Below are 25,066 nucleotides of genomic sequence, written 5' to 3'. Positions count from 1 at the left end.
GGCCGGCGTTTTTCAATGCATCGCGAGAACACCCCGCTTATCCGGGCCAAAGTCCGCATGACATGGGGCGGCTCGGCGTCGCTCACGCTTGGTCGACTTCAGGCCAAAGCCTCGGAAACAGAATTCATCGCACGCAATTGCGGCACGAGCGCGGTGGCCAGCGGGGTATCGCTGACGGCAAGCCACCGCCGCGAAGCATCGACCCGCTCGGCGGCGTGCCCGAGCAGCGGATCGAGTACGCTATCTTCGGGAAACGACGGTTCGAAGGTAGCGACGGCCGTCATGCTTCCTCGTACGGTTCCATGTAGGGTTCGATGTCGGCGATTGAATCGCGTATGTCACTGATTCATATTGAGTTTTCATTGACACATGTCGGGTCCGATGTAGGGTTCCAGGCAGGGTTTCCGAAGCCTGCCGCCAACCTCGGTCGAGCGCGTGTTACCGGCCTCCCCACGTTACGTCGGACGTAACGCCCCGTAACGTAGCGACGCGATGCTACGTAACAATCCTTCAGCGCCAGTCCGACCCTTTCATCGGTCGCCCGGCGGCTTCCCGTTAAAAATTCTTGTAAATTCAAGGCTGCCGCGCCGTCCGCGCCGCGATCGCCCGTTATTACCATCTGACGATCCACCCCTGGCCCGGAAGTTGCAGCACAAGGCTCGCAAACACTCCTTTACGGACATGCGAGGGCCACCATGGATTGCAAATACCTGTACATCGACAATATAAAAATCAACTTCGTGCGCCGCACGATCGAAATCGACAACAAGGTCGTCGACGTGACGCCGCGCGAATTCGACGTCGTCGAATTCCTGCTCGACAACATGAACAAGATCGTGCCGCGGCAGGCAATCCAGGAGGCCGTGTGGGGCCGCGAGCTCGGCGTGTCGTCGCGCACGCTCGACACCCATATCTCGCGGATCCGTTCGAAGCTGCAGCTCGAACACGACAAGAATCTGCGGATCATCCCGATCTACGCGGTCGGCTATCGCCTGGTGCTGTTCGGTGCGGCGATGACGCACGTCGAGCGTCATGACGCGGCGCCGATGCAGCGCACGGCGCCGCAACCGTCGATGGCCGCCGACTACGCGTAACGCGTCACTCGCGCGCCGCCCGATCGCGGCGCGCCGGCAATGCTTCCCCACCGCGCTGCGCGGATTCGCAGCACCTCGCAACCGGCCGGCCGGACGCGGCCTGCACGCCGCCCGGCCCGCCAGCCAGCCGCACCCCAACCGCCGCCTCCGGGCGGCGGTTGCTTTTGACCGCCCGCCGTGGCAGCGCCCCGCTTCATCGCGCGCCACCGCCCTTCGCCGTCGTTCATCGCGCTTCGTAGCGCTCCGCTCCCGCCGTCTGCGCGCGATGGTCGCGACTACGGATTCCGGCGCGGCACGCGGCCAGCGCCGTCCCTACAATCGACGCAGCAGCCGCGCGCCCCTCGGCGCCGCCGGCCCCAGAACAATCCGTCGAACCAACGCCGAATCCGCCCCGATCCCGCCGTGCCTGCGCTGTTCCTGACGAATGCCGACGCCGGCGACGCCGCGAACCGGGCCATGCCCGCCGCTTCCCCGCCGCCCGCCGCCGCGCCGGCCGCGGTCGCGCTCGACGCGTCGCCCTACCTGCCGCGCCTGTCCGCCGCCGCCGCGCGCGGGCTGTCGCATGCGTACTGTGCGACCGGCGCCGTCCCGGTCACGCTCGGCGAGCACGCGTACGAGGTGCGCTGGCGCGTCGACGCCGAGCCGGCCGCCGATGCGCACGCGTACCGCTTCGTCGTCGGCCCGGCGGCCGGCACGCTGTGGATCGACCCGATCGCGGAAACCGAATGGCTCGGCGATGCAGCCGACCCGGCGGTCCCGGCCGTGATCCGCGCGGCATTGCTCGCCGACCTGTGCGCGCCGCTCGCGGCGGTGCTGCAGGCCGCGACGCGGCAGCGCGTGGAACTGCTGCCGCCGCCGGCCGGCGCGCCGGCCTCGCACGCATCGCCGGCCGCGCTGCGGTTCGAGCTGCGGCGCGCCGACGCCGCGTGGCGCTGCCACGGCGCGCTGCTGTTCGACGCGCCGGATGCGCTGGCCGTGTTCTTCGCGGCCGCCCCGGCCGCGCTCGCCGACGCGCGCGCGGCCTACGCGAGCCTGCCCGTGCCGCTCGTGTTCGAGATCGGCCGTACCGAGCTGACGACGGCCGAGCTGGCCGATGTCGTCGGCGGCGACATCATCGCGATCGAGCGCTGGCAGGCGCACGAGCAGAACCTGCTGTGCGTCGCGCGTCTGCCGGCCGCGCCGGCGTGGGAGATCACCGGACGGCCGTCGGGCAACCGGCTGACCGTCGAACGAATCAGGGAGATGCCTTTGGAACCGACCCGCACCGACTCGCCGCCGACGACGCACGACGCGCCGCCCGCCGACGCGCCGCGCTCGCTCGACGGCCTCGCCGTCGACCTGCGCTTCGAGCTGCCGCCCACGTCGATGCCGCTGGGCGAGCTGAGCGCGCTGCAGCCGGGCGCCGTGATCGAGCTGCAGCAAGGGATCAACCAGAGCGTGATCCATCTCGTCGCGAACGGGATGCTGATCGGCACCGGCCATCTGATCGCGGTCGGCCAGAAGCTCGGCGTGCGCGTCGTCACGCTGACGCAACCCGCGCCGCGCGAGCGCTGAACGATGGGCAATCTGCCGAATCCGGTCGCGCTGATCGCGGTGATCGCCGCGCTCGGCATCGCGCCGTTCGCGGCGTTGATGGTGACGAGCTACACGAAGCTGGTGGTCGTGCTCGGCCTGTTGCGCTCCGCGCTCGGGATCCAGCAGGTGCCGCCGAACCTCGTGCTGAACGGCATCGCGCTGATCCTGTCGCTGTTCATCATGGCGCCCGTCGGGATGTCGATCCGCGACGCGCTGCAGGCGCGCCACTTCGATGCGTCGGGGCAATTGTCGACCTCGGACATCGGCGTGCTCGCCGATGCGGCGCTACCGCCGATCAAGGATTTCCTGGTATCGCATACGCGGCAGCGCGACCGCGAATTCTTCGTGCGGACCGCGACGTCGGTCTGGCCGAAGAATCGCGCGGACGGCATCAAGGACGACGATCTGCTCGTGCTGGTGCCGAGCTTCACGCTCGCCGAGCTGACGAAGGCGTTCCAGATCGGCTTCGTGATCTACATCGTGTTCATCGTCGTCGATCTGCTGGTCGCGAACATCCTGCTGGCGCTCGGGATGCAGATGATCTCGCCGACGACGATCTCGGTGCCGTTCAAGCTGCTGCTGTTCGTCGCGCTCGACGGCTGGTCGCTGCTCGTGCACGGGCTCGTGCTGTCGTATCGCGTGGCGGGGGCGGGATGAACTCGCGCCGCCTGCGAACCGCCGCCTGCCTGTGCGCGCTGGCCATGCTCGCGCTCGCGTGCCTGCCGTCGCGCGTCGTGCAGGCGGCCGGCGGCGGCGCCGGTTTCGCGCAACTGGCGCGCGCCTGCGCGCCGAACGTCGATCCCGCGACGCTCGCCGCACTCGTGCGCACCGAGTCGGGTTTCAATCCGTATGCGATCGGCGTGGTCGGCGGGCACCTGACGCGCCAGCCCACGTCGCTCGACGAGGCGCGCGCGACCGCGCGCGAACTGTCGTCGCGCGGCTTCAGCTACAGCGTGGGCCTCGCGCAGGTGAACGAACGCAATTTCGCGAAATACGGGCTCGACGAAGCGACGATGTTCGAGCCGTGCCGCAACCTGCAGGCCGGCGGCGCGATCCTGACCGAATGCTTCGCGCGCTCGTCGGGCACCGGCCGCGCCACGCAGGCCGCGTTGCGCGCGGCGCTGTCGTGCTACTACAGCGGCAACTTCACGACCGGCTTCTCGAGCGGCTACGTGAGCCGCGTCGTCGCGAGCGCGCAGCGCAATGCGCGCGAAGGCGGCGTCGAACCGATTCCCGTCGTGACCGACACGCCGCCGCCCGCGCGCCAGCGGCGCATGGCCGCGGCCGCCGCGACGCCGCCCGAACGCGCGCGCCGCCTGCCGTCGGCCGCCGCGTCCGCGGATGCGCCGTCGTGCCATGCGCGCCCGGTGCTGATGATGTGCCGCGGGCTGCCGGCGAACCAGGCGAAGCGGCTCTGCGTGCGGTGTCTCGATCAGTAAGTCGGCCCGCCCCCACCGCGCCCGCTCCACTTCACCGCCGTTCGTAGCGCCGCCCCGGCGGCGCGCGCGCATCGGCGTCGCGCTACGAAACGCGCTGCGTCATCGCGGTGCATGCCTTTCTACACTCCAAGCTTGACCGTAATGGCATCGTAATGCGCGGCCCGTCGAGAGCGCGGCGCGACCGGGAGAAGTTTGATGCTGGATATCGACGGCGTCGGCATGGGCGCCAACTGGATGGCGTTTCTCGAGCGCACGCTCGAAGCCGAACGCGCGCAAGCGGCGGCCGAAGCCGCGCGGCAATCGGGCGATCCGTCGAAACAGCAGACCGCCACGCCCCCGCCGCCGCCGATCACGGTGCAGGTCACGCCCGATACGGACCCGTCGAAGCCGACCAATGCCGAAATCGCGTCCGCGACCTCGCTGATCCGGAGCCTCGCCGAACAATACCGGCCCAAGCCGCCCGACATCACGGTCGACGATCCGCTGACCAAAGCCGCGCAGACCGCGATCCAGGGCGCGCAGACGCAATACGACAACGCGCTGCAGGACGAGCAGGACAAGCAGACCGCGCTGACGAACGCGAAGAACGATCCGTCCACGACGAAAGACGCGCTGGCCCGCGCGCAAACCGCCTACGACAACGCGCACAAGGCCACCGCAAAGGCGGAAAAGGAGCTCGACGTCACGACCGACGCCGGCTACATGATCGCGTATGCGCAGCAGGCCAATCACGACAACGAAGCGCTCGATCCGACACGCGCCGGCTCCGCGCAATCCGACGCGAATGCGGCGCTCGACCGGCTGAAAGCGGCGGTTCCCGGCATCGGCGACGATCCGACCCAGGCGTCGCAGGACAACTGGACGCCGCAGCAGAAGCAGGCCTACGACGCGTGGCAGCGGGCGGACGCGAAGCTGTCCGAAGCGAAGGCGCTGCACAACGCCGACATCGCGAACTCGAATCTCGCGCTCGCCCAGTTGCAGTCGTATGCGTCGAACGGCGATTACGCGGATGCGATGGACGCCGGCATCGCGCGTATCAACAAGCAGCTCGCGCCGCTCGAGCGCGTGATCGACGTGCCGCCGGCGCTGAAGCCCGACGAGGCGCGGACGCAACTGACGCAGAGCGCCGACGACGCGAACTATGCGAACGCGTGCCTGAATGCGGCCACCGACGCGGCGAAGGTCGCCGACATCCAGGGCACGTACAACGCGGTGTCCGGCAAGTACGGGCCGACCGTGATGAGCACGACGGTCGCCGCGCAGAAAGACCTGCTGAATCACGCGCAGGCGAGCGCGCGCGTGAGCGGCGGCTATTTGCAGATGCTGTATGCGAATCGCCAGGTCGACGAACAGCAGAAGCACTACGACGCCACGCAAAAGAGCGCGACGCAATGGCGCCGCGACCATCCCGGCGTCAAGCTGATGGATCCGCGCGCCGATCTCGGCGTCGAAGACGCCGCCACGCAACTGTCGAAGGCGAAGGATGCCGCGAGCCTCGCGCACGACGGCTATGTCGCCGCTTACGGCAACGCGCTCGCGATCCACTACGACGATCTCGCCGCCGGCGTGCAGGATCGGTACGACCACCGGACGATGTGCATCGCGAACGATCCGACGCCGCTCGAGATCAAGGGCCTGAAAACGATCGCGTCCGCGCTGCATCAGGCCGACGACCGGATGACCGTGTCCGTCAACGAGCGGGCGACGAAGCAGACGCTCGCCGATGCGCAGGCGAAGCAGCAGGAGCTGAAGATCAAGGTCGACGGGTTGCAGGCCCAGTACGACCAGTGGAACCGCGATCACGGCATCGGCCCGACGCCGAGCGTGTTCTCCATCGCGAAGCCGCAGGGCACCCCGAAGAACATTCCGTTGACGGCGCCGGTGCCGTTCGTCGTCAATCAATACGCGAAGCCGCTTGCCGATGCGCTCGCGGAACTCGATCGGGCGAACCAGGATGTCCAGCGCGCGCAACTGCTCGGCGAAACGCTGCATCAGCAGGTGCTGTTCAACGAATTCGACGCGCATCTGGACGAGCGGTTGCGCAATCCGAAGACCGAATCCGATCAGAAGGATTACGCGAAGGCGCTGTCCGACTTCTTCGGCGCGCACCGCAGCGAGCTGTCGCAGTCGCTGCTCGACAAGGCCGGCGAAGCCACCCGGCACGGCGCGACGATCGACTTCGGCAAGCTCGACGACACGCAGCAGCGCAATCTCGTCGGCGTCGCGCTCGGGCTGTCGCCGGACCACGCGACCGACGACCCGCACGCCGCGCAATTCAGCGACGGCAAGAAGCTCGAATCGATCGACAAGGTGCGCGACGAACTGCTGAAGGTGGGCGGCGGCGCCGGCACGCGCGTCAACGTGATGCCGATCGTCTATGCGTCGAAGGACGCCGGCCTCGTCACGAGCGCGATCTTCAAGGTCACGAACGAGAACGGCGACACGCATTACGTCGACGATCAGGGCGCGAAATATTCGAGCATCGACAACTTCATCGACGACAACTCGCTGTCGTCGGACGGCACGCTCGACATCGCGACCGGCTACGACGCGAACGGCGCCGCACGGATCGACCGGCACGACACCGCGCACGACGACAGCTGGTGGGAAAGCGTGATGCACACGTTCGGCGCCGGCGACGTGAACCTCGGGATGCTGCTCGGCGGGATCGCGCTCGAAGTCGGCGGCGGCCTGCTCGATGCGACCGTGTTCGGCGCGCCGCTCGGCGTCGCGCTCAATGCGGCCGGCACCGGGCTGATCTACACGTCGGCGGCGGCGGCCGTCGCGAACTCCGGCTACGACCTCGCCAATCGCATCCAGCACGATCGCACCATCAGCCCGCTCGACGCGCAAGCGCGCGCCGATTATCTGAACCTCGTGCCGGCCGGCGTCGGCGGCGTCGGCAAGATCGCCACGCTGCTGAACGACTCGAAGGGGCTCGCCACGTTCGTGCGGCGCGCGACGACGGTCACCGGTCTCGGCGGCGCGGCGGAAGCCGGCGTGCAGTTCGTGCACGATGCGCTGACGGGCCATACGGACCGGCTCGCCGGCGATGCGTCGTCGTTCATCCTGAATCTCGGCCTCGCGCAAGGCCACCAGAAGCTCAAGGCCGTGACGACCGGCATCGTGCGGCGCACCGGCGGCTTCGGCGGCCGCGACCTGAACAATCAGGCCGTGCAGATCGGCGACCAGACCGTGCGCATCGGCCAGAGCCGCTACACGGCGACCAACACGCTGCGGCTCGGCCGCACGCGCGCGACCATCGACGGCCGCAGCGTGACCGTGGCCGGCGACGGCACGCTGATGGTCGGCAAGCGCGTGCTGACCTACGAAGGCGTGCCGATCCGCGTCTTGAGCCGCGCGAATGCGGTGAATACCGGCGCACGCGGCAAGACCGGCACCACCGCGTTCGTCGACCACGAAGGCCGCATCACGATCGCGGAGCGCGTCGACGGCTCGTGGCGCACCCTCGAGCGCACGCGCTTCAACCGCTACGACACCGATGGCCGCATCACGGCCGGCCGGGACGGCAGCCTGACGCTGTCCGACGGCATCGAGCTGCGCGCACCGAGCCAGGTCGGCGCCCCGCAGGGCGCGACCCCGGCGCCCGCCGCGCCAGCGCCGGCCGCGCCGCCGCACGACGACGGCGCGCGCACGAATGCGGCCCGCGCGACCCCGTCCGCACTGCGCGCGGCAACGGACCCGACGGCGGCCGTCGCCGAGCCGGCCGCCGCGACGTCGCGCGCGACCGCGCAGGCGGGCCGCGCGTCCGCGCAGGTACGCGAACGCGCCGCCGAGAACGACCAGGATGCGCGCACCGCATCGCGCGCGGATCGCCGCAGCGGCGACGCACGGACGATCCAGTACCGGCGGATCGCCGATCCGGCCGAAGCCGGCGCGGGCGGCCCGCTCGAACCGCTGACGTTTCGCCAGCGTGTCGCCTGGACCGTCCTCCATGCGATCGAATCGTCCCCGCTCGCGCCGGGCTTCGCCGCCCGCGATGCGGACGTCGCGGTCGCGACCGTCGGCCCGCGCGTCGAGCAGCACAGCTACGGCGGGCGCACGTTGTTCGTCGTGCGCAACGGCCGCGCGGATGCGCCCCTGACGCGCCCGGACGGCACGCCGTTGTCCGGCCACGAACTCGCGCTCGACACGCGCCACGGCCTGCCGGCGCCGTCCCGGCTCGACGAGCCGATCGTGCTCGTCGCGGAAGGTGCGGAGGCCGGGCTCGCGCCCGAACTCGCGAACGTCTGGAACCGCCCGGTTTTCGTCGCACCGCGCGGCGCGCTCGCGGCGGACGGCACGATCCGCGCGACCAGCGGCTTCCTGCGCTTCGATCCCGCGCCGCATCCGGACGTCGCGCTCGGGCCACTGCGGGCGGACGGCCTGCAGGTATTCCACGCGGACAGCGGCAAGCCCGTGGACCTGAACGAGCATCTCGGCGCGCTGCTCGGCTTCGGTGCGCACAAGGGCGGCTTCGCGCTCGGCCGGGACGCGGTCGTCGCCCTCTACGAGGATTTCAGCACGCGCGCCGAACAGCGGGCCAGTGCCGACGCCGAGCGCGCGGCGCTCGCGTTGCTGCGGCGTCGCTACGATCTCCCGACCGTCGCGATGGACGGCCCGTTTTCGCACGCCGGTCGCGTCGCGGTGCTGTACCAGCCGCGCGGCGGGGTGCATACCGGCGATGCCGGGCGCGGGCTGCTGCCGACGACGCTCGACCCCGAATCGCTGCAGACCTTGCGCACGCTGCGCGACGCGATTCAGCAGGACCGGCTCTATTTCGATCCGCAAGGCGTGTATCGCGACGGCCGGCTGCTGCTCGCGGATCCCGGCCCGATCGAGACCAACAGCGACGCGTATCGTCAGACCCTGGCGGACGTCGACGATCAGATCACGCTGCTCGAACGCGGGATCGAGCGCGGCGACGTGAAGCTCGAGCGCCCGGACGTGCAGATGCGTGCCGGCGGCACGCCGCTGCCGAACCAGGTCAGCGCGCTCGCCGAACAGTCGGGCACGCTCGCCCAGCAGATGCGCCTGCTCGGCGGCGACCGTTCGCGCGCGAACGCCGCCGGCAAGCGTCCCGGCGGCCGCTATACGCGCAAGGCGCTCGAAGCCGAGGCGAGCCGGCAGCTCAATTCGTTCGAGGCCCGCTACGATGTCGACCTCGGCAATCGCGGCGATGCGCCGCCGCGCGATGCGGGCGATCCGCCGCACGACCGCGGGGGCCGCGACAAGCCGCGCGACGATGCACCGCGCTCGATGCGCGAGATCCAGGCCCAGCGCGTCGCGTGGTCGCGTGCGCATGTCGAGCGCAACGCGTCGCCGTTCGGCGCCGCGACGCCGGCGCTCGATGCGCTGGGGCTCAGGCGGCGCGGCCTCGTGTCGATGGATGAAGCCGACCGTCTCGCGATCGTCCACGCCGACACGCAGCCCGATGGCACGCTGCTCGGCCCCGACGGCCGGCCGATCGATCCGCACGGCTTCTCGCTGCTGTCGGACGCGCCGTACGCGGGCCAGCGCGTGGTGATCCTGGCCGCACGGCACGCGAACGAAGGCGCGGCCGCGCAACTGGCGAACCTGTGGCAACGCCCCGTCTACGCGGTGCATCCGGACGCCGTCGGCGCAGGCGGCAGCCTGACCGATCTGTCGGGCATGAATCGCTACGTGCCGGCCGCTTACACGCAGCCGGCGCTCGGCGAGCTGTCGGTCACCGGCGGCCGGCTGCACGTCGCCGGCGACCCGGCGCGCCCCGTCGACCCCGCCGACCATCTCGGCCCGCTCGTCGGCTCCGGGCTCTACAAGACGGTATTCGACGGCGGCACGGGCCAGGCCATCGGCTTCTTCCGCGACACGTCGCCGGACGGCGTGGAAGTCGCGCATGAGGAGATCGGCGCCGAACAGGGCGGCCTGCGCGAACTGAAACGGCTCGGCCTGCCCGTCAGCACGGTCGACGGCCCGTTCTCGCACCTGGGCCGGGTCGGTGTCGTGTACAAGCCGGCCGCCCTTCTGAGCAGCGCCGCGATGGAGAAAGGGCTCGGCCTGCCCGGCGTGGTCCGGCGCAGCGGTCTCGGCGATCTGGTGAACATTCGCAACGTCACGCAACAGCACGGGTTGCTGTACGACTTCCAGGTGCTGTTCGGCCGTCATGGCGAAGTGCTGCTGCACGATCCCGGCCAGGTCATGCACAAGGCGGACCCGGAAGGCGACGTCGTCGAGCGGATCGACGGAGTCATCGACACGGTCCAGCGTGGCATCGCGACGGGCCGCATTCGCCTCGCCCATCCCGCGTATGCCGAAAGCGGTGCGTACGCACAACGCCCGGGCATGCTCGGGCGCGTCGTGCAGCGGTTCCGCGGCCGCGTGCTGCTGATGCGCGCGCATGCGATCGCGCGGCAGTCGCCGACCTTCCGCGCGCAGATGCGGCTGGCCCGCAGCGACGGCTGGACGATCCGCGTCGGCACGCCGGGCGGCGGCCATTACGCCGATGCGCAGACACGCACGATCGTGCTCGACGGCAATACGCGCCGCGCCGGCACGCTCGTGTTCGTGTGGGGCCACGAACTGCAGCACAGCGTCGATCTCGCGACCGGCGCGCTGGCCGCCGAACACGCCAGCCCCGAAGCCGCGGTGGCCGCGCTGCTGAAGTCGGATGCGCGCGCGGAGGTCAACGCGTACACGATACGCAACGAAATCCTCGCCGCCGGCGGGCCCGACATCGCGGCCCACGCGAAGCTGCCCGACGCGCTCGCCCGGGCGACCGAGCATGCGCTGACGAGCCGCGACCCGGCCGCGCTCGACGCCCTCGCGGATACGTTCGGCGACATGCACACGTCGACGCCCGGCAATCCGACCTATCGCGACTACTACGGCGCACAGGTTCGCTCGGCCGCCGGCCGCCCCGTCGCGGCACGGCTCGCCGCGCCGGCGCGCGGCCGCCATGCGGTCGACGGCGACGCGATGAAGCACGCGCGCGCGTGGCTCGACGAGCGCGACATGCGCACGCTGACGCGCGCCGAAGGCCAGCACGCGCCCACGCTCGGGCACCTGGTGCAGCAGACCGGCACCGACACGGCCCTGCTGATCTCGCGCGCCGGCAAGCCGACGCCCGACGCGCCACCGACGTTCGTCGCGACCGCGCACGTCGATGCGAACGGCGCGATCCTCCGCCTGCGCTTTCTCGGCAACGCGCTGAGCGCCGAGGAACGGCAGGCGCTGAAGCAGGCGCTGTCGAGCGCGATGGAACGCAGCGATCCGACCGGCACCGCCGCCGCGCGCCGCGCGTTCGATTTCCATGCGTCGCCCGTCACGCACCGCGAACTGGCCGCGCTCGGCGGCCCGGCGAAGATCAAACCCGCGCGCGAAGGCGAGACGGTCGAATTCACGCGCAACGGCCGCGTGCGCGATGCGTACGTCGATGCGATCGACGCGCTGTCGAATGCTCGGCATTTCGCACGCGCGAAGCAGGCCGTCGCGACGGCCGGCCACGCCGATACGATCTACGTCGTCGACAAGGCGACCGGCAAGATCGCCGGTCATGCGCGCTACGACTCGGCCACCGGCGTCTGGCAATACCAGGAAAACGCACCGCACGCGCAGACCCATGTGAAGGAGCGTCCGCTCGCCGCCGCATACCCGCAACGCGGACGCATCCGGTTGCGGCCGAACGGCAAGCTGCACAGCGTGCCGCTCACGCGCGCACGCACGCGTGGGATGACGTTCTTCGTCAGCAGCGTCGAGCCGGCCATGCTGGCGCGGGTCGGCGACCGCTTCGACGCGCCGCGGCCACCGAAGAAGGACAAGACCGAAGTCCTGCCGCGCCGCGGCCTTCAATACGGCGGCCATGTCGCGATCAGCGGCGTGCACGGCCTGCGGCGCCGCTTCGCGTCGCTGACCGGGGCGGGCGCCGCGATCGCGCTGCGCCGCGCCCGCGCGATCGCGACGCTCGGCCGCGCGTCGCCCGCGACGCGCCCGCTGCCGGCCGGCGGCACGCGCCCGCCCGCGACCACCGCGCTGGCGCCGGCGCCCCGCACGTTCGAAGCCGGCCTGCTGCCCTCGGCGTCCGGTCATGCGCTGGATTTCAGCGGCCACAACATCGTGCACCTGCTCGGTCTCGCGAAAGCGCGCGGCCTCGTGCCCGGCAAGCATTTCATCTACGTGTATGGCGGCGGCGACCGCATCGCGTACCGGCTCGGCAAGCCGCGCGCGGTGATCACGGCCAACGCGGAAGGCGAACTGACGTGGCACGACAACTGGCGCAAACCGGACAGCCCGGGCGTACCGCTCGAAGCGTCGCCGATCGGCGGCGGCCCGTACGGCGGCGACACCCATCTGCTGCTGACCGAACTCGCGCCGGATGCGCTGGCGGAACACGCGCGCGGCACGCGGCTCAAGACGCTCGAGACCCGCCTCGCGGACGTCGACGCACTCGCCAAGGACCCGTCGCCGGAAACGTCCGACGCGCGGCGCAACTGGGGCGCGGCCGAGGCGCGGCGGCTGCGGTCGCAACGCAACGCGGCGCTGCAGGCGATCCGCCGCGCGAACGCCGCGGCCGCGCGCAACGGGCAGGCGGCATCGGCCCATCCGGTGCTCGACGTGCGGACCTATCAACCGTCGCTCGTCAGCACGACGCAGGTCGAATCGCTGCAGCGCTATGGCGACGGCAACGCGTCGGCCCTGCTCGCGCACTACGACCGGATCGATGCGCTCGTGCAGCACGCGCGCGATCCGCGCGCCGCGCCGCTCGAAATGGACGATGCGGTCGACGGCGTACCGCCGGCGATCATGGCCGACGCACAGGCGTTGCGCGACACCGGCATGCCGCTGTACGTCGCGCGAGACTGGTCGGGCGGCGGCTCGCGCTATGCGCCGATTCCGCTCAGAAAAAAGGGGCTGAGCCGTTTCAGCACCGCGCTCGCGACCGATCGCGCGCTGCGCTGCCGGCTCCTCGCCGCCGATCCCGCGTACCAGCAGCGCGTCGTGCCGATGAGCCGCGCGTTCCGGCTTTCCGACGATCCCGCGACGTTCGTCGCGCAGATCGAAAGGCACGGCGGCGTGATGGCGGCCGTGACGGTCGTGATCGATCCGCACACGCTCGCGGCCACGCGCGGCGCGAAGCACGACCCCGCCGTCGTGCACGACGCGAAGTCGATCGGCGACCACCGGGACGCGACGATCGACTACTGGACCGGCACGATCGCCGGCGCGAACGGCAAGTCGATGCGTATCGACGATCTGGCCGAGCAATACGTGCACGACTGGCTCGACGCGTCGTCGAAGGCCGGTTTCCTGCTGCGCTTCGAAATGGCGCCGGCGCGGGCGCTGGTGTCGTCCGTCGACCACCGGCACCAGCCCGGCCCCAACACCGGCTATCACGACCACGCGCGGCTCGGCGCGCTGCTCGAATCGTGGAACCGGAAGCACCTCGGCCAGCCGGCGCCGCACGTGATGGTGACGTTCCACGGCTGGGACACCGTGCCGGAGCCCGCATCCGGCGCGAGCCATCTGGAGCTCGCGAAATCGCTGCTCGACCATCCGGCGCTGCCGTGGGTTCATGTCGGGCTGTCGTACGCGACGCATGGCTCGGACTTCGTCGCGAACCAGGAACTGACGACCGCGCTCGCGACGCTGCTCGTCGAGCGCGCCCGGGCGAACGACCCGACGCTCGCACGGCTGCACGGTGCCGACGCGCTGACACGCGTGTACGACCGCGTCGACCGCACGACGCTGATGAACCAGCACAGCCTGCTGCTCGCGGAAGTCGACCGCATCGGCCGGGCGCGCGGCATGTCGCCTGCGCGGATCGCGGCGTTGCGCCAGCAACTGTACGAAGGCAACACCTCGCAACTGCTGCATCGCGCCCGCTATGCGACGTCGCGCTTCGCGGTCGACCAATGGGCCGCCGACCCGCGCCGTGCGCCCGCGGCCAGCGATGCCGCCCGGATGTTCACCGAACGGTGGCTCGCCGACGTCGGCGCGCGGCTCGCGGCGCCCGAACAGCTCGTCACGACGGACGGCGGCGGCACCGGCGTCGAGCCGCTGCAGGCCTGGCGCGAAGCCGTCCTCGCGCCGGCCCTCGTCGCCGCCGATACGCAACCGATCAGCGAAAGCCGGCTCGTCAGCGCGCAGACGAACGAACCGATGCGTCCCGACGATCCGCTCGCCGCGGCCGCGGAACTGCATGCGCTGCGCCTGCATCAGCCGGACAGCTGGATCGCCGCGCTGCTGAACGGCAAGAACCTGATGTCGATCGCCATCGGCGCGGCGGCCGGCTTCGCGGTCCATCACTTCGGCCTGACGCCGGACAAATTCAAGCAGGCCGCGAACGCGGCGTTCGTCGGCGTGCGGACCGGCCGGCTCGTGCAGGCCGTGCACCAGGACACCGTGCGCGCGCTGCAAAGCGGCGACCCGCGGCTGTTCGACCGCGTGATCGACCGCTTCGTCGACGGCCTGAACAATCAGCTCGATGCGCACCAGATGCATGCCGAGCAGCGCAACGCGTCGCTGATCCTGCTCGCGGAAAGCGCGCGCGCGAAGATCCATCTCCAGCTGGCATTGCACAAGGCCGCATCGCTGCCGGCGGACAAGACGCTCGAGTACACGAAGATGATCGCCAACGACATGCTCCAGCAGATGCAGGGCGTGCTCGCGGGCACCTCGATCCAGCAGCTGCATTACGGGAATCCGCGCCGCTTCATGGGCAAGGCCGGACGGGCCGCCGCGATCGCCGGCTATGCGAGCCTCGGCGAGCTGTCGCTGCATGCGCTGCTGCAGAATCCGTCGGTGGTGCCCGCGCTGGGCGCGGCCGGTGCGCTGCTCGGCATCACGTACACCGGCCTCGTGCAGGGCAGTGCTTTCGCACACCTGAACATCGAGCGGCGCAGCCGCGTCGTGCGCGGCATCGACCTGATGTCGGATCTCGCGAGCATCGCCGGCGGCGCGATCGCGCCGTTCGTCGGCCCGCATCCCGCGATCCACTCGGACTTGCCGATCGCGATTTCGTCGCTGTCGTCCGCGACGCTGCTCGCACTCGCGCGTATCGATACGCACTTCCCGAACCTGCCGAAGCGGCTCACCGGCTCGATCCCGACTTCGCTCATGGTCGCGCCGATTCTGATCTACGTCGGCAAGTGGATCTACACCGCGTTCGAGGACGACGACGGCAAGCCGCCGCCATCCGGCACGCAGCAGCCGGGCGGCGGCTCGACCCAGCACGCCGTCGCGCCGTCGCCGTCCGCCACGCCGGGGCAGCCAGCGCCCGTCACGCATGCGCCGCAGCCGAGTGCCCCGCCATCGCCGTCGGCGAGCGCCACGCCGTCCCAACCGCAACCGTCGCCGCCGGGCACGCCGTCGAACCCGCCTTCGCCGTCGAACGCCGCGCAGCCCTATATCGTCGTCGACGGCGATTCGCTGTGGGTGATCGCGGACCAGCATCGCCAGTCGCTGCTCGATGCCGCGCACGTGTCGCGCGCCGACCAGCAGGCGATGACGCGCGGCGAGCAGGATGCGCGTGCGCTCAACGAGATCCTGCAGCTCAATCCGTCGGCCGCGCGCGATCCCGCGCACCTGCCCATCGGCACGCCGCTGGTGGTCGGATGAGGGCCGGCCCGCCGCGCGCCACGTGCGGCGGGCGCGACCCTGCCGTCACCCCGCGCGCTGCGCCTCCAGCCACGCCTGGAACATCAGCACCGTCCACAACGGGTGCTGCCAGTTCATCCGGCCCGTCTGGTGCTGGCGCCACAGCCGCTCGATCGCCGCCGCATCGAAGAAGCCTTCGTCGCGCAAGCGCGACGGCCGCAGCAGCGCCTCGGCCCAGTCGCGCAGCGCGCCGCGCAGCCAATGGTCGACGGGCGCGCAGAAGCCCTGCTTCGGCCGGTCGATCAGCGCGGACGGCACGTACCGGTCGAGCAGCCGGCGCAGCAGCGCCTTCGACTGCCCTTCCGGCAAGCGCACCGATGCCGGCACGCGCCACGCGAATTCGACGACGTGATGGTCGAGGAACGGCATGCGCGTCTCGAGGCTCACGGCCATCGCCGCGCGATCGACCTTCGCGAGAATGTCGGTCGGCAGGTACGTGAGCGTGTCGATCGCCATCGCCTGCTCGGCGAAGCTCAGGTGCGCCGGCCACGCGGACACCGTGTCGAGCGGCGTCGGCGGCTCCTGCCCCGCCAACGCGATACGCTCGGGATGATGCACCGACGACATCAGCAGCCGGTACAGCCCGATGCGGCTCTCCGCCGTCATCACATGGCCGAGCTTGTGCAGGCGATCGCCGATGCGCGACGACGATTCGCGCGCCTCCACGCCGCCGCCCCACGCGCCCTGCGCGACGGCCGCGAGCTGGTCCGCGTGATCGGGCCGCAGCGCATGCAACGCGGCGGCGATCCGTGCCCGCACGACGGCCGGCACGCGATGCAGCTTGCGCCACAGGCGCGGCGTGAGGAAGTAGCGCGTATAGCCGCCGAACAGCTCGTCGCCGCCGTCGCCGGACAGGCTCACCGTCACGTGCCGGCGCGTCAGTTCGGAGACGAGAAAGGTCGGGATCTGCGACGCATCGGAGAACGGCTCGTCGTAGATCGACGGCAGCTTCGGCACGACGCCGAGCGCATGGTCGGCCGTCACGTAAAGCTCGGTATGGCGCGTGCCGAGATGGCGCGCGACGGCCTTCGCGTAACCGGCTTCGTCGTAGCCGGCCTCGTGAAAGCCGATCGTGAACGTGTCGACCGGCGTCGCCGATTGCGCCTGCATCAGCGCGACGATCGTCGACGAATCGATGCCGCCCGACAGGAACGCGCCCAGCGGCACGTCGGCTTCCATCTGCCGCGCGACGGCCTGGCGCAGGACCGTGTCGAGCTCGCCGACGGCTTCGTCGGGGCTGCCCTCGAACGGCTGCGCGCGGCCCGCCTCGATCGCCTGTTCGAGCGTCCAGTACGCCCGCACGCGCGGCGTGTCGCGCGCATGTTCGAACTGGATGTACGTGCCGGGCGGCAGCTTGCGGATGCCGCGATAGATCGTGTAAGGCGCGGGCACGCTCGACTGGCGCAGGTACAGGCACAGCGCGTCGCGGTCGACCGCGCCGTCGAAGCCCGGATAGCCGCGCAGCGCCTTCAGCTCGGACGCGAACACGAGCGCGTCGCCGACCCGGCCGTAGTAGAGTGGCTTCTCGCCGATCCGGTCGCGTGCGAGCGTCAGCACCCGCGACGCGCGATTCCACAGCGCGAACGCGAACATGCCGGTCGCGCGGCGCAACGTGGCCTCGACGCCCCACGCGACGATCGCCGCGATCAGCACCTCGCTGTCGGAGTGGCCGCGCCACGCCGGTGCGCGCCCCGCGCGCTCGAGCTCCGCGCGCAGTTCACGATGGTTGTAGATTTCGCCGTTGAAGACGAGGACATAGCGGCCGCACGCGGAAGCCATCGGCTGCCGGCCATGCACCGACAGATCGACGATCGCGAGCCGCCGGTGGCCGAGCGCGATGCCGGCTTCCGGGTCGACCCAGATGCCCTGCCCGTCCGGCCCGCGATGCGCGAGGCTCGCCGTCATTCGCGCGAGCGTGCCGCGCGCTGTCTCCTCATCGAAGGCGACGCTATTCAGAAAGCCGTCGATTCCGCACATTGATTTGTCTGCCCCTGTTGACCTGTTCCGTCACGCGCGGCGCAACCTCGCGGCCCGCCGTCGGGCATGACGGTCGAGCCATATTACGAAGAAATAAATCAGCAATAATTCACCAGTGAATGTTGGCGGAATTCGGAAAAAAATAGACGTCAAGCGCCGTGTGCACATGGCGGCGCGACGGGGCCATATCGAATCGGCCGGTCGCCCGGCGGATACTGGCGAATCGAAAAAAGGGCCGCATGTCGACAGGGATGCCGCCCTGCATCAACCCGCGCCGGTCGCCCATTTCAGCAACTGCGCGACCTCGCGGAAATGCTGCGGCTGGATCGTGCCGTTCTCGGGCGTCGTCTCGTACAGCGCCTGCGCGAGCCCGACGTTCGCGAGCGTCGGGCGCAGCGCGTCGCGGGCCAGCCGCACGATCCGCTCGGCCGCGTCGCCCTCGCCGCGCGCGAGCACCCACGGCAGCGAACCGATCCCGCCGTAGTAGAGCGCGACCGCGACACGCGGCGAATAGACGACCACCGATGCATAGCCGATCCGGTCGGGCAGCGACGCGAACTGCACTTCGCGCGCGAGCTGGCGGCGCTTCGCCTGGATGTGCGGATCGCCTTCGTCCTCCTTGTGCTCGCGCCGCACTTCGTCGATCGACATCTTCATCTTCTGGTTGAACTCGTGCCGCTGGTGCACGATGTCGATCAGCGCCATCACGATGTAGATCAGCGCCGCCCAGCCGAACAGCAGCATCAGCAGCTTCACGATCAGCGCGAGGATCGAGACCGGCCGCGTGAAGCCCGACTGCACGGACGGGTCGAGCGACTCGACGATCAGCCAGCCGAGCGTCGCGACGAGCAGCGCCGTCTTCAGCAGCATCTTCGCGAGGTTGACGAGATTGCGCAGCGACCACAGGTTCTTCATCCCCTCGGCCGGATTGAGCCGCGACAATTGCGGCACGAGGCGGCTCCACGCCATCACGCCGCCCACCTGCACGAAGCCCGCGAGCAATCCGGCCAGCAGGCCGGCGGCGGCGATCTGCGCGGACAGCGTCGCCCAGTCGCGCGCGGCGCCATCGATCAGCACCGCGAGCCGCGCGGACGGGTCGGCCGCGCCGACCGCGTCGAACACGAGCCGGAACAGCGCCTGCAATCGCGCGAACAGCGAGCCGATGCCCACCGCGAGCGCCACGCACACGCCGACGAAGAACGCGGACGAAACCGTTTCCGCGCTCTTCGGCACGTCGCCTTTCTCGCGCGCCTCGCGCAAGCGTTTCGCGGTCGGTTTCTGGTCCTTTTCGGCCATGTCGGCTCCGGCGCGCTCAGCCGCCGCCGTGCGCGGCGAACAGCGCGCGCAGCAACGCCATCAATCCGCTGTCGGGGCTCAGCAGCGAATGCAGCGACGCGTACACCACCGGCAGGAACAGGATCATCATCAGCACCGCGAGCGCGCTCTTCAGCGGCTGAGAGAACACGAAGATGTTGAGCTGCGGCACCGCGCGGCCGACCAGGCCGATGCCGAGCTCGACGAGCACCAGCACGATCGTGACCGGCGCGGCGAGCTTCACCATCCATTCGAAGATCGTGTCGGTCTGCCGCACGATGAAGGTCTGCAGCATCGACGAGAAATCGGGGCCGAGCGAGCCGATCGGCCACCATGCGTACGACTGCGCGAACAGTTGCACGAGCACCTGCAACCCGCCCGCCGTGACGAACAGCGCGATCGCGACGAAATTCAGGAATCCCGAGGTCGGGCCGCCCTCGTGCCCGCCCATCGGATCGAAGAAGGCGGCGCTGCCGCTGCCGGTCTGGAAGTCGATCAGGTAGCCGACGCCCTGGATCGCGAACAGCACCGCGCTGAACGCGCCCGCGAGCAGCATGCCGACCATCGCCTCCTTCGCGACGAGCACGCACCACATCAGGAACGGCAGCGCGGCCACCTGCGCGGCATCGATCGTCGGCGCGACGAACGCCGCGATCACGACCGCGATCCCGTTGCGCACGAGGCCCGTGACGATCTGTTCGTTGAACACCGGCACGACGAACATGATCGGCAGCAGGCGCGGCATCACGTAGAGCAGCGGCCGCAGCATGCCGGCGACGTCGTTGAAGCCCGCGGCCTGGTCTAGCATCGGCGCTCCGCGGCGGCGGGCGGGGCGGGATCGTCGGGCGCGGCGCCCGCTTCGGCGTCGGCTTCTGCGGCGCTATCGGCGCCCGTTTCCGTTTCGGTCATTGCCGCATCGAACGCGGCGGCAGCCCCCGGCGGCGTGGACGCATGGCCCGACGCATCGCCCGCGCCGGCCAACCAAGTGCCGCCCGTCGCGAAGCGCCGCACCGCGTAGCCGTCCGCGACTTCGTCGGCATCTCGCTCGACCCGCGCGGCGCGCGCGTGCAGCGCCTTCTCACCGGCCTTCTCCAGTTTGTCCTCGGCGGCCTTCGCCTTGCGCGCGGCGCGCTGCAGGTCGGCTAGCGTCGCCTCGTGACCGCGATGCACGTGCGCGGCCTCGCTCACCGACGCGTTCGCGGTGCCGATATGGCGGTCGAACGTGCGCGTATCGGCCGCCGCGTTCTGCAACGCACGCGCTTCGCGCACGTCGTCGGCCAGGCGCGTCTGGATCGCCGCCTTCGCCGCGACCTGCTGCGCGAGCTGCGCCTGCGCGGCCGCCAGCGCGCGCCGGCTCTGCGCGGCAATGCCCTGCTGGCGCGCGGCCGCGACGCGCGCGATCTGGCTGCGCATCTCGCGCACGCGCTTGAGGCGGGCGAGCGTCGCGAGCACGAGGCGGTCGTCGGCTTCAGACATGATCGTTCGCCAGCTTCGTCAGCTTCGCGAGCAGCGTGTCGAAGCGCACGTCCTCGTCCGACGCCTGCGCGCAGAACGCGCCGATCGCATCGCGTGCGCGCAGCGCGAGATCGCCAAGCCGGTCGCTGCCTTCGCGATACTCGCCGATCTGCACGAGCAGCTCGATTTCCTGGTACTTCGCGATCAGCTCGCGCACGCGCGCGGCCGCATGCTGATGCGCGCGGCTCGCGACGAGCGGCATCACGCGCGACAGGCTCGCGAGCACGTCGATCGCCGGATAGCGGTTCGCGAGCGCGATCTTGCGCGACAGCACGATATGGCCGTCGAGGATCGAGCGCACTTCCTCGGCGATCGGGTCCGACTCCTCGTCGCCTTCGACGAGCACCGTATAGAGCGCGGTGATCGACCCGTGCGCGCCCTGCCCCGCGCGTTCGAGCAGGCGCGGCAGCACCGCGAAGGTCGACGGCGGAAAGCTGCGCCGCGTCGGCGGCTCGCCGCTCGCGAGACCGACCTCGCGCTGCGCGCGTGCGAATCGCGTCAGCGAATCGACCAGCAGCAGCACGCGCTTGCCCGCATCGCGGAAGTGCTCGGCGATCGCGGTCGCGACCAGCGCGGATTTCACGCGCTCCATCGCCGGGCGATCCGACGTCGACACGACGACGATCGATCGCGCGCGCACCTCGGGCGACAGGCTGTGCTCGATGAATTCGCGCACCTCGCGGCCGCGTTCCCCAACCAGCGCGATCACGTTCACGTCGGCCTGCGCGCCGCGCGCGATCATCCCGAGCAGCGTGCTCTTGCCCACGCCCGACGGCGCGAAGATGCCGACGCGCTGCCCGATGCCGAGCGTCATCAGGCCGTCGATCACGCGCACGCCGGTCGGAAACGGCGTGTCGATCATCTTGCGCGCGAGCGGGTTCGGCGGATCCTGCTGCGTCGACACCCACGCGGCGCCCGTCACCGGCCCGCGATCGTCGAGCGGCCGGCCGAGCCCGTCGAGCACGCGGCCGAACAGCCCTTCGCCCACCGGAAATACATGCTCGCGCCCGGACGGCACGACGGTCGTCTCCGGCGACAGTCCCGCCACGTCGCCGAGCGGCGTCAGCAGCGTCGTCTGCCGCGAGAAGCCGACCACCTCCGCGAGCAGCGTCGGCTGGTTCGGCGTGCGCAACTCGCAGATTTCGCCGAGCCGCGCTCGAATGCCCGTCGCATTCAATATCTGCCCGACCGCGTGATTGACGCGGCCCTGCACCGACACCGGCGAGAAAAACGCGAGCCCCGCGTCGAGCTCGCCGACGAGGCGGCCGCGATCGAACGGCACGCCGTCGTCGTCGCCGCTGCCGAACGGCTGCGTATCGTCGAGCGGCGCGTTCATCGCGCGGCGCCCTTCAGCGCGTCGCGGCGGATCGCCTGACGCAACGCGTCGATCTGCAGGTCGAGGCTCGCGTCGATGCGCCCGGACGGCGTCTCGACCGTGCATGCGTGGCGTTCGAGCTGCGCGTCCTCGACGATGCGGATCTTCTGCCGGTTCGACTGCCCCGCGAACGCGCCGTCGAGCGCGTCGCGCATCTCCTCCGTGCGGCCGGGCGCGATGCGCACGATCAGGAACGCCTCGTCGCGCACGAGCGGCGCGATCCGCGCGAGCGCGGCCTCGTACAGCTTCTGCGTGCTCATCTCGCCGACGATCGCGCGCACGGCTTTCACGACGATATCGGCCATCGCGTCCTTCATCGTCTCCATCGTGCGCGTGGCGGCGAGCGCCTGCGTGTACGCCTGCGCGGCCTGCTCGCGCTGCGCGCGGCGCATGCCTTCGTCGTAGCCGGCTGCCTGGCGCTTGTCGAATTCGCGCTGCGCGTCGGCGACGATGCGCGCCGCCTCTTCATGCGCGGTCGCGATCACCGCCGACGCGTCGAGCAGCGCCGCGTATTCGCGCTCCTTGAGCACCTTGCGCTCCGACAGCAGTTGCAGGTTGTCGCTCGTGATCAGAAAAGCCAGTCCCATGACGCGAGCCTCTCGGGAATCAGAAACAGGAACATCAGTTCGCCGAACTGGTCGCGCTGCGCGCGGTTCAGCCAGTACGGCGCTTCGTCGTCGATCGCGCGGTTGAATTTCAGGCGCACGCGCCGCGCCACCGCGTCGCCGGCCACGCCGATGAAATCCGCGAGCAGCCGGCCGCCGCGCGCGCGGATCACGGCCGGCAGCGCGGCGGGATCGGCACGCCACGGTTCGAGCGTTTCGGCGAGCGCGCCGAATTCCGGCGCGCGTTCGAGCGCGAGTTCGAGCGCATCGCCGCCGAGCCGCGCCGCGACTTCCGCGCGGATGCGCCGCCCGGCCAGCGCGTCGCGCAGCCATGCGCGGTGCAGCAGCAGCCCCGCATACGCGGCCAGTTGCTCGAGCGCCGCGCCCGGCAGCAGCGCGAGCCGCGCGCACGGATTCGCCACGGCGAAGTCGTGGCGGTCGGCCACGCCGTTGACGTCGAGCAGATGGCGCGCCAGCAGCTTGCGGCCGGCCGCGCCGAACGCGTCCGGCGAACGGTAGCGCGCGGGCCACTCGGCCGGCACGCGCGTCACGTGCAGATAGCGGTCGGGCCGCAGGTTAAAGTCGCAGACCAGCGCATGAAACGCGGCAGCGCGCGCGGCGGGCGGCGGCGCAAGCGGCTGCAGCCACGGCAGCAGCGCCGCCTCGGCCGCATCGCCTGACGCCGGCGCATGCGGATCGCTCATGCGCCGTCGCGCGCGCCGTCCGGCGTACGCAGCCCGCCGCCTGCCTGCTGCGCGGCCGCGCCGCCGCCCCCGTTCGCGCCGCGCGGCGCGCCGAGCAGGCCCGCGAGCCGCGCACCGAACATCCCGCGCCGGGCGGCCGACAGCGCGATCACCGCGCAGGTCAGCAGGATCAGCGCGAACACGAGCCAGCCGAGCGGCGAGCGCAATCGCAGGATGTCCGACACCGCGCTGCCGATTCCGTCCACGCGCGTCGCACGTGCGGCGGCCGGCTGCAGGAACAGCGACACGTTGTCGTACTGCAGCCCCTCGATGCTGTGCGCGACGAGATCCTTGACCATCGGCGCCATCGCGCGCAGGTCGACGCCCTGCCGGTAACGGATGTACACCGCGGCCGACGACGGCTTGATCTTGTCCGCGAGCGGATCGTTCTCCGGAATCACGACCTGCACGCGCGCGACCACCACGCCCTCGATGTCCTGCAGCGTGCGCGACAGATCCTGCGACACACCGTACAGGTAGCGCACGCGCTCCTCGGCCGGCGTCGATACGAGGCCCTGCTTCTGGAACAGCTCACCGAGGCTCGCGTAGCTCGGCTTCGGCAGCCCGTTCGCCTGCAATACCGTGAGCGCCGCCTGCATGTCGCCGTCCGCGACGCTCACGAGCCACGCGTTGCGGTCCGACGTGTCGCGCGCGTCGTTGTCCTTCGACGCGCTGATGCCCGCGTCGCCGAGCACCGCGACCATCTGGTTCGCGTCGCGCTCCGACAGGCCCGAGTACAGCTCCTTCTGGCACCCGGCCAACAGCACGAGCAGCCCCGCGAGCAGCGCGCGCGCCGCCCGGCTGCGCCACGCATGCGTGCGCGGCGTCGAATCGATCGTCGTCATCGTTTGTCCGCTTCAGGGCGCGTGAAGGCGCATGGCCGCCACGCGCGCTTTCACTCCTGCGTCTTCAGCACCGTATGCGTGAAGCCGTTCGCCGCCTGCGCAACCGACAGGCTCAACTGGTATTCCGAAATCGTGGTGGTTGCCGTCCACTGGAAATCCATCGCCTTCACCATCGTCATCAGCGGATCGCTGCGGCTGTCCGCCATCGACGTCAGCATTTCGCTGCGGTGCTTGTCGATGTTCGCGTACCGCGCGTCGAGATCGTTGCCGTACGTGCGCAACCGCTCGACGAGCGACGACTGGTTCGCCTGCGCGGGCGTCATCTGCACGGCCGGCGCCGCATCCACCGGCGCGCGCGACATCGCGACGCCCGACGAAGACGGTGCGGTGGCCGGCGACGCGCCCGGCTGCATCAGCGCATCGAACTGGCGCACCTGCGCCGGATCGGACGTCGCACCCGTTTGCTGCGCGGCACTCGCGAGCGCGGCTGCGCCCGGCGGCGCCGCGCCTACGCCTGTTACCGACATGATCGTGTCCTCCTTGACCGGCAGAGCCGGGAACGGGCCGGCCGGCACGCACCCACGCCACACCGGGCGCCCGTCACGGGCGGCCCCGGCATCCGGCGTCGCGCGGCACGGCCGGCGACCGGCGTCACGCGCGGCCGGCGGAACTCAGGTGTTGCGCAACCTGGGCATTCGCCGTCCCCTCCTGCGCGGTCACTGCGTTGCTGGTTTCGAACGTCGCAGTCGATTGCTGAACCTGGAAGTTGATCTTCGTCAGTTCGAGCTGCGTCTTGGTCAGGTCGTCGGCCTGCTTCTGCACGTCGCCCGTGTTGGTCACACCACCTGCTGCCGAGGTACCCATGCTTCGCTCCTTTACGTGAACCACACTCCACATTCCGGCGGCAGCCCCATGCCCCGCCGGCGACGTGACGCGCCGCATGCGCGCGG

The 25,066-nt window shown here is 70.6% G+C and carries 16 protein-coding genes; 5 read left to right on the top strand and 11 right to left on the bottom strand.

Translation table 11 applies throughout. From position 1 onward, the window contains the following. Positions 1-98: 98 nt before the first annotated feature. A complete protein-coding gene (locus WT97_RS01165) occupies positions 99-284 on the bottom strand; it encodes a hypothetical protein (RefSeq protein WP_060352655.1) in 186 nt (61 codons plus the stop codon). A 411-nt stretch (positions 285-695) separates the two neighbouring features. On the opposite strand from WT97_RS01165, the gene WT97_RS01160 reads away from it, so the two are divergent. The 5 genes from WT97_RS01160 to WT97_RS34455 all read left to right on the top strand — a co-directional run bounded on the left by WT97_RS01160 (position 696) and on the right by WT97_RS34455 (position 15,703). Then, a complete protein-coding gene (locus WT97_RS01160) occupies positions 696-1,094 on the top strand; it encodes a winged helix-turn-helix domain-containing protein (protein WP_059502623.1) in 399 nt (132 codons plus the stop codon). A 402-nt stretch (positions 1,095-1,496) separates the two neighbouring features. Then, the gene (sctQ, locus tag WT97_RS01155; protein WP_059793354.1) at positions 1,497-2,648 is read left to right on the top strand and encodes a type III secretion system cytoplasmic ring protein SctQ; all 1,152 of its coding nucleotides are present in this window, start codon (positions 1,497-1,499) and stop codon (positions 2,646-2,648) included. A 3-nt stretch (positions 2,649-2,651) separates the two neighbouring features. Beyond that, a complete protein-coding gene (gene sctR / locus WT97_RS01150) occupies positions 2,652-3,326 on the top strand; it encodes a type III secretion system export apparatus subunit SctR (RefSeq protein ID WP_059502619.1) in 675 nt (224 codons plus the stop codon). Beyond that, complete coding sequence (locus WT97_RS01145; protein WP_060352654.1) at positions 3,323-4,108, top strand: lytic transglycosylase domain-containing protein; 786 nt, start codon at positions 3,323-3,325, stop codon at positions 4,106-4,108. Before sctR ends, WT97_RS01145 begins: the two co-directional genes overlap by 4 nt. A 195-nt stretch (positions 4,109-4,303) precedes the next feature. Beyond that, the gene (locus tag WT97_RS34455) at positions 4,304-15,703 is read left to right on the top strand and encodes an LWXIA domain-containing protein (RefSeq protein WP_060352653.1); all 11,400 of its coding nucleotides are present in this window, start codon (positions 4,304-4,306) and stop codon (positions 15,701-15,703) included. 45 nt (positions 15,704-15,748) lie between these two features. On the opposite strand, the gene asnB is transcribed toward WT97_RS34455, so the two are convergent. The 10 genes from asnB to WT97_RS01090 all read right to left on the bottom strand — a co-directional run bounded on the left by asnB (position 15,749) and on the right by WT97_RS01090 (position 24,980). Continuing rightward, positions 15,749-17,719, bottom strand: a complete 1,971-nt coding sequence (gene asnB, locus WT97_RS01135) for an asparagine synthase (glutamine-hydrolyzing) (RefSeq protein ID WP_060352652.1) — start codon at positions 17,717-17,719, stop codon at positions 15,749-15,751. 264 nt (positions 17,720-17,983) lie between these two features. Then, the gene (locus WT97_RS01130) at positions 17,984-19,015 is read right to left on the bottom strand and encodes an EscU/YscU/HrcU family type III secretion system export apparatus switch protein (protein WP_059502611.1); all 1,032 of its coding nucleotides are present in this window, start codon (positions 19,013-19,015) and stop codon (positions 17,984-17,986) included. A 16-nt stretch (positions 19,016-19,031) separates the two neighbouring features. Then, on the bottom strand, positions 19,032-19,841 hold the full coding sequence (sctT, locus tag WT97_RS01125; protein WP_059502609.1) for a type III secretion system export apparatus subunit SctT: 810 nt from the start codon (positions 19,839-19,841) through the stop codon (positions 19,032-19,034). Further along, positions 19,835-20,509 (bottom strand): hypothetical protein, encoded by a 675-nt coding sequence (locus tag WT97_RS01120; protein ID WP_060352651.1) that lies wholly within the window; start codon positions 20,507-20,509, stop codon positions 19,835-19,837. The genes sctT and WT97_RS01120 overlap by 7 nt, the downstream gene beginning before the upstream one ends. Then, positions 20,502-21,884: a type III secretion system ATPase SctN gene (gene sctN, locus WT97_RS01115; protein WP_060034669.1), complete on the bottom strand. Its 1,383-nt coding sequence runs from the start codon at positions 21,882-21,884 to the stop codon at positions 20,502-20,504. Before sctN ends, WT97_RS01120 begins: the two co-directional genes overlap by 8 nt. After that, positions 21,881-22,510: a type III secretion system stator protein SctL gene (sctL, locus tag WT97_RS01110; protein ID WP_060352650.1), complete on the bottom strand. Its 630-nt coding sequence runs from the start codon at positions 22,508-22,510 to the stop codon at positions 21,881-21,883. Before sctL ends, sctN begins: the two co-directional genes overlap by 4 nt. After that, positions 22,492-23,232 carry a SctK family type III secretion system sorting platform protein gene (locus tag WT97_RS01105; protein ID WP_059502601.1) on the bottom strand — a complete coding sequence of 247 codons (741 nt, stop codon included), beginning with the start codon at positions 23,230-23,232 and terminating at the stop codon, positions 22,492-22,494. The genes sctL and WT97_RS01105 overlap by 19 nt, the downstream gene beginning before the upstream one ends. Next, on the bottom strand, positions 23,229-24,116 hold the full coding sequence (gene sctJ, locus WT97_RS01100) for a type III secretion system inner membrane ring lipoprotein SctJ (protein ID WP_034204428.1): 888 nt from the start codon (positions 24,114-24,116) through the stop codon (positions 23,229-23,231). Before sctJ ends, WT97_RS01105 begins: the two co-directional genes overlap by 4 nt. Before the next feature lie 50 nt (positions 24,117-24,166). Then, a complete protein-coding gene (locus WT97_RS01095; RefSeq protein WP_059793368.1) occupies positions 24,167-24,643 on the bottom strand; it encodes a hypothetical protein in 477 nt (158 codons plus the stop codon). 124 nt (positions 24,644-24,767) lie between these two features. Continuing rightward, positions 24,768-24,980 (bottom strand): hypothetical protein, encoded by a 213-nt coding sequence (locus WT97_RS01090; RefSeq protein ID WP_006480857.1) that lies wholly within the window; start codon positions 24,978-24,980, stop codon positions 24,768-24,770. Positions 24,981-25,066 lie beyond the last annotated feature (86 nt).

The organism is Burkholderia sp. MSMB1459WGS, from assembly GCF_001534535.1.
In the GTDB taxonomy this organism is placed as follows: domain Bacteria; phylum Pseudomonadota; class Gammaproteobacteria; order Burkholderiales; family Burkholderiaceae; genus Burkholderia.
The sequence above is the reverse complement of the archived record's forward strand: the minus strand, read 5'-3'. Positions and strand labels throughout refer to the sequence as shown.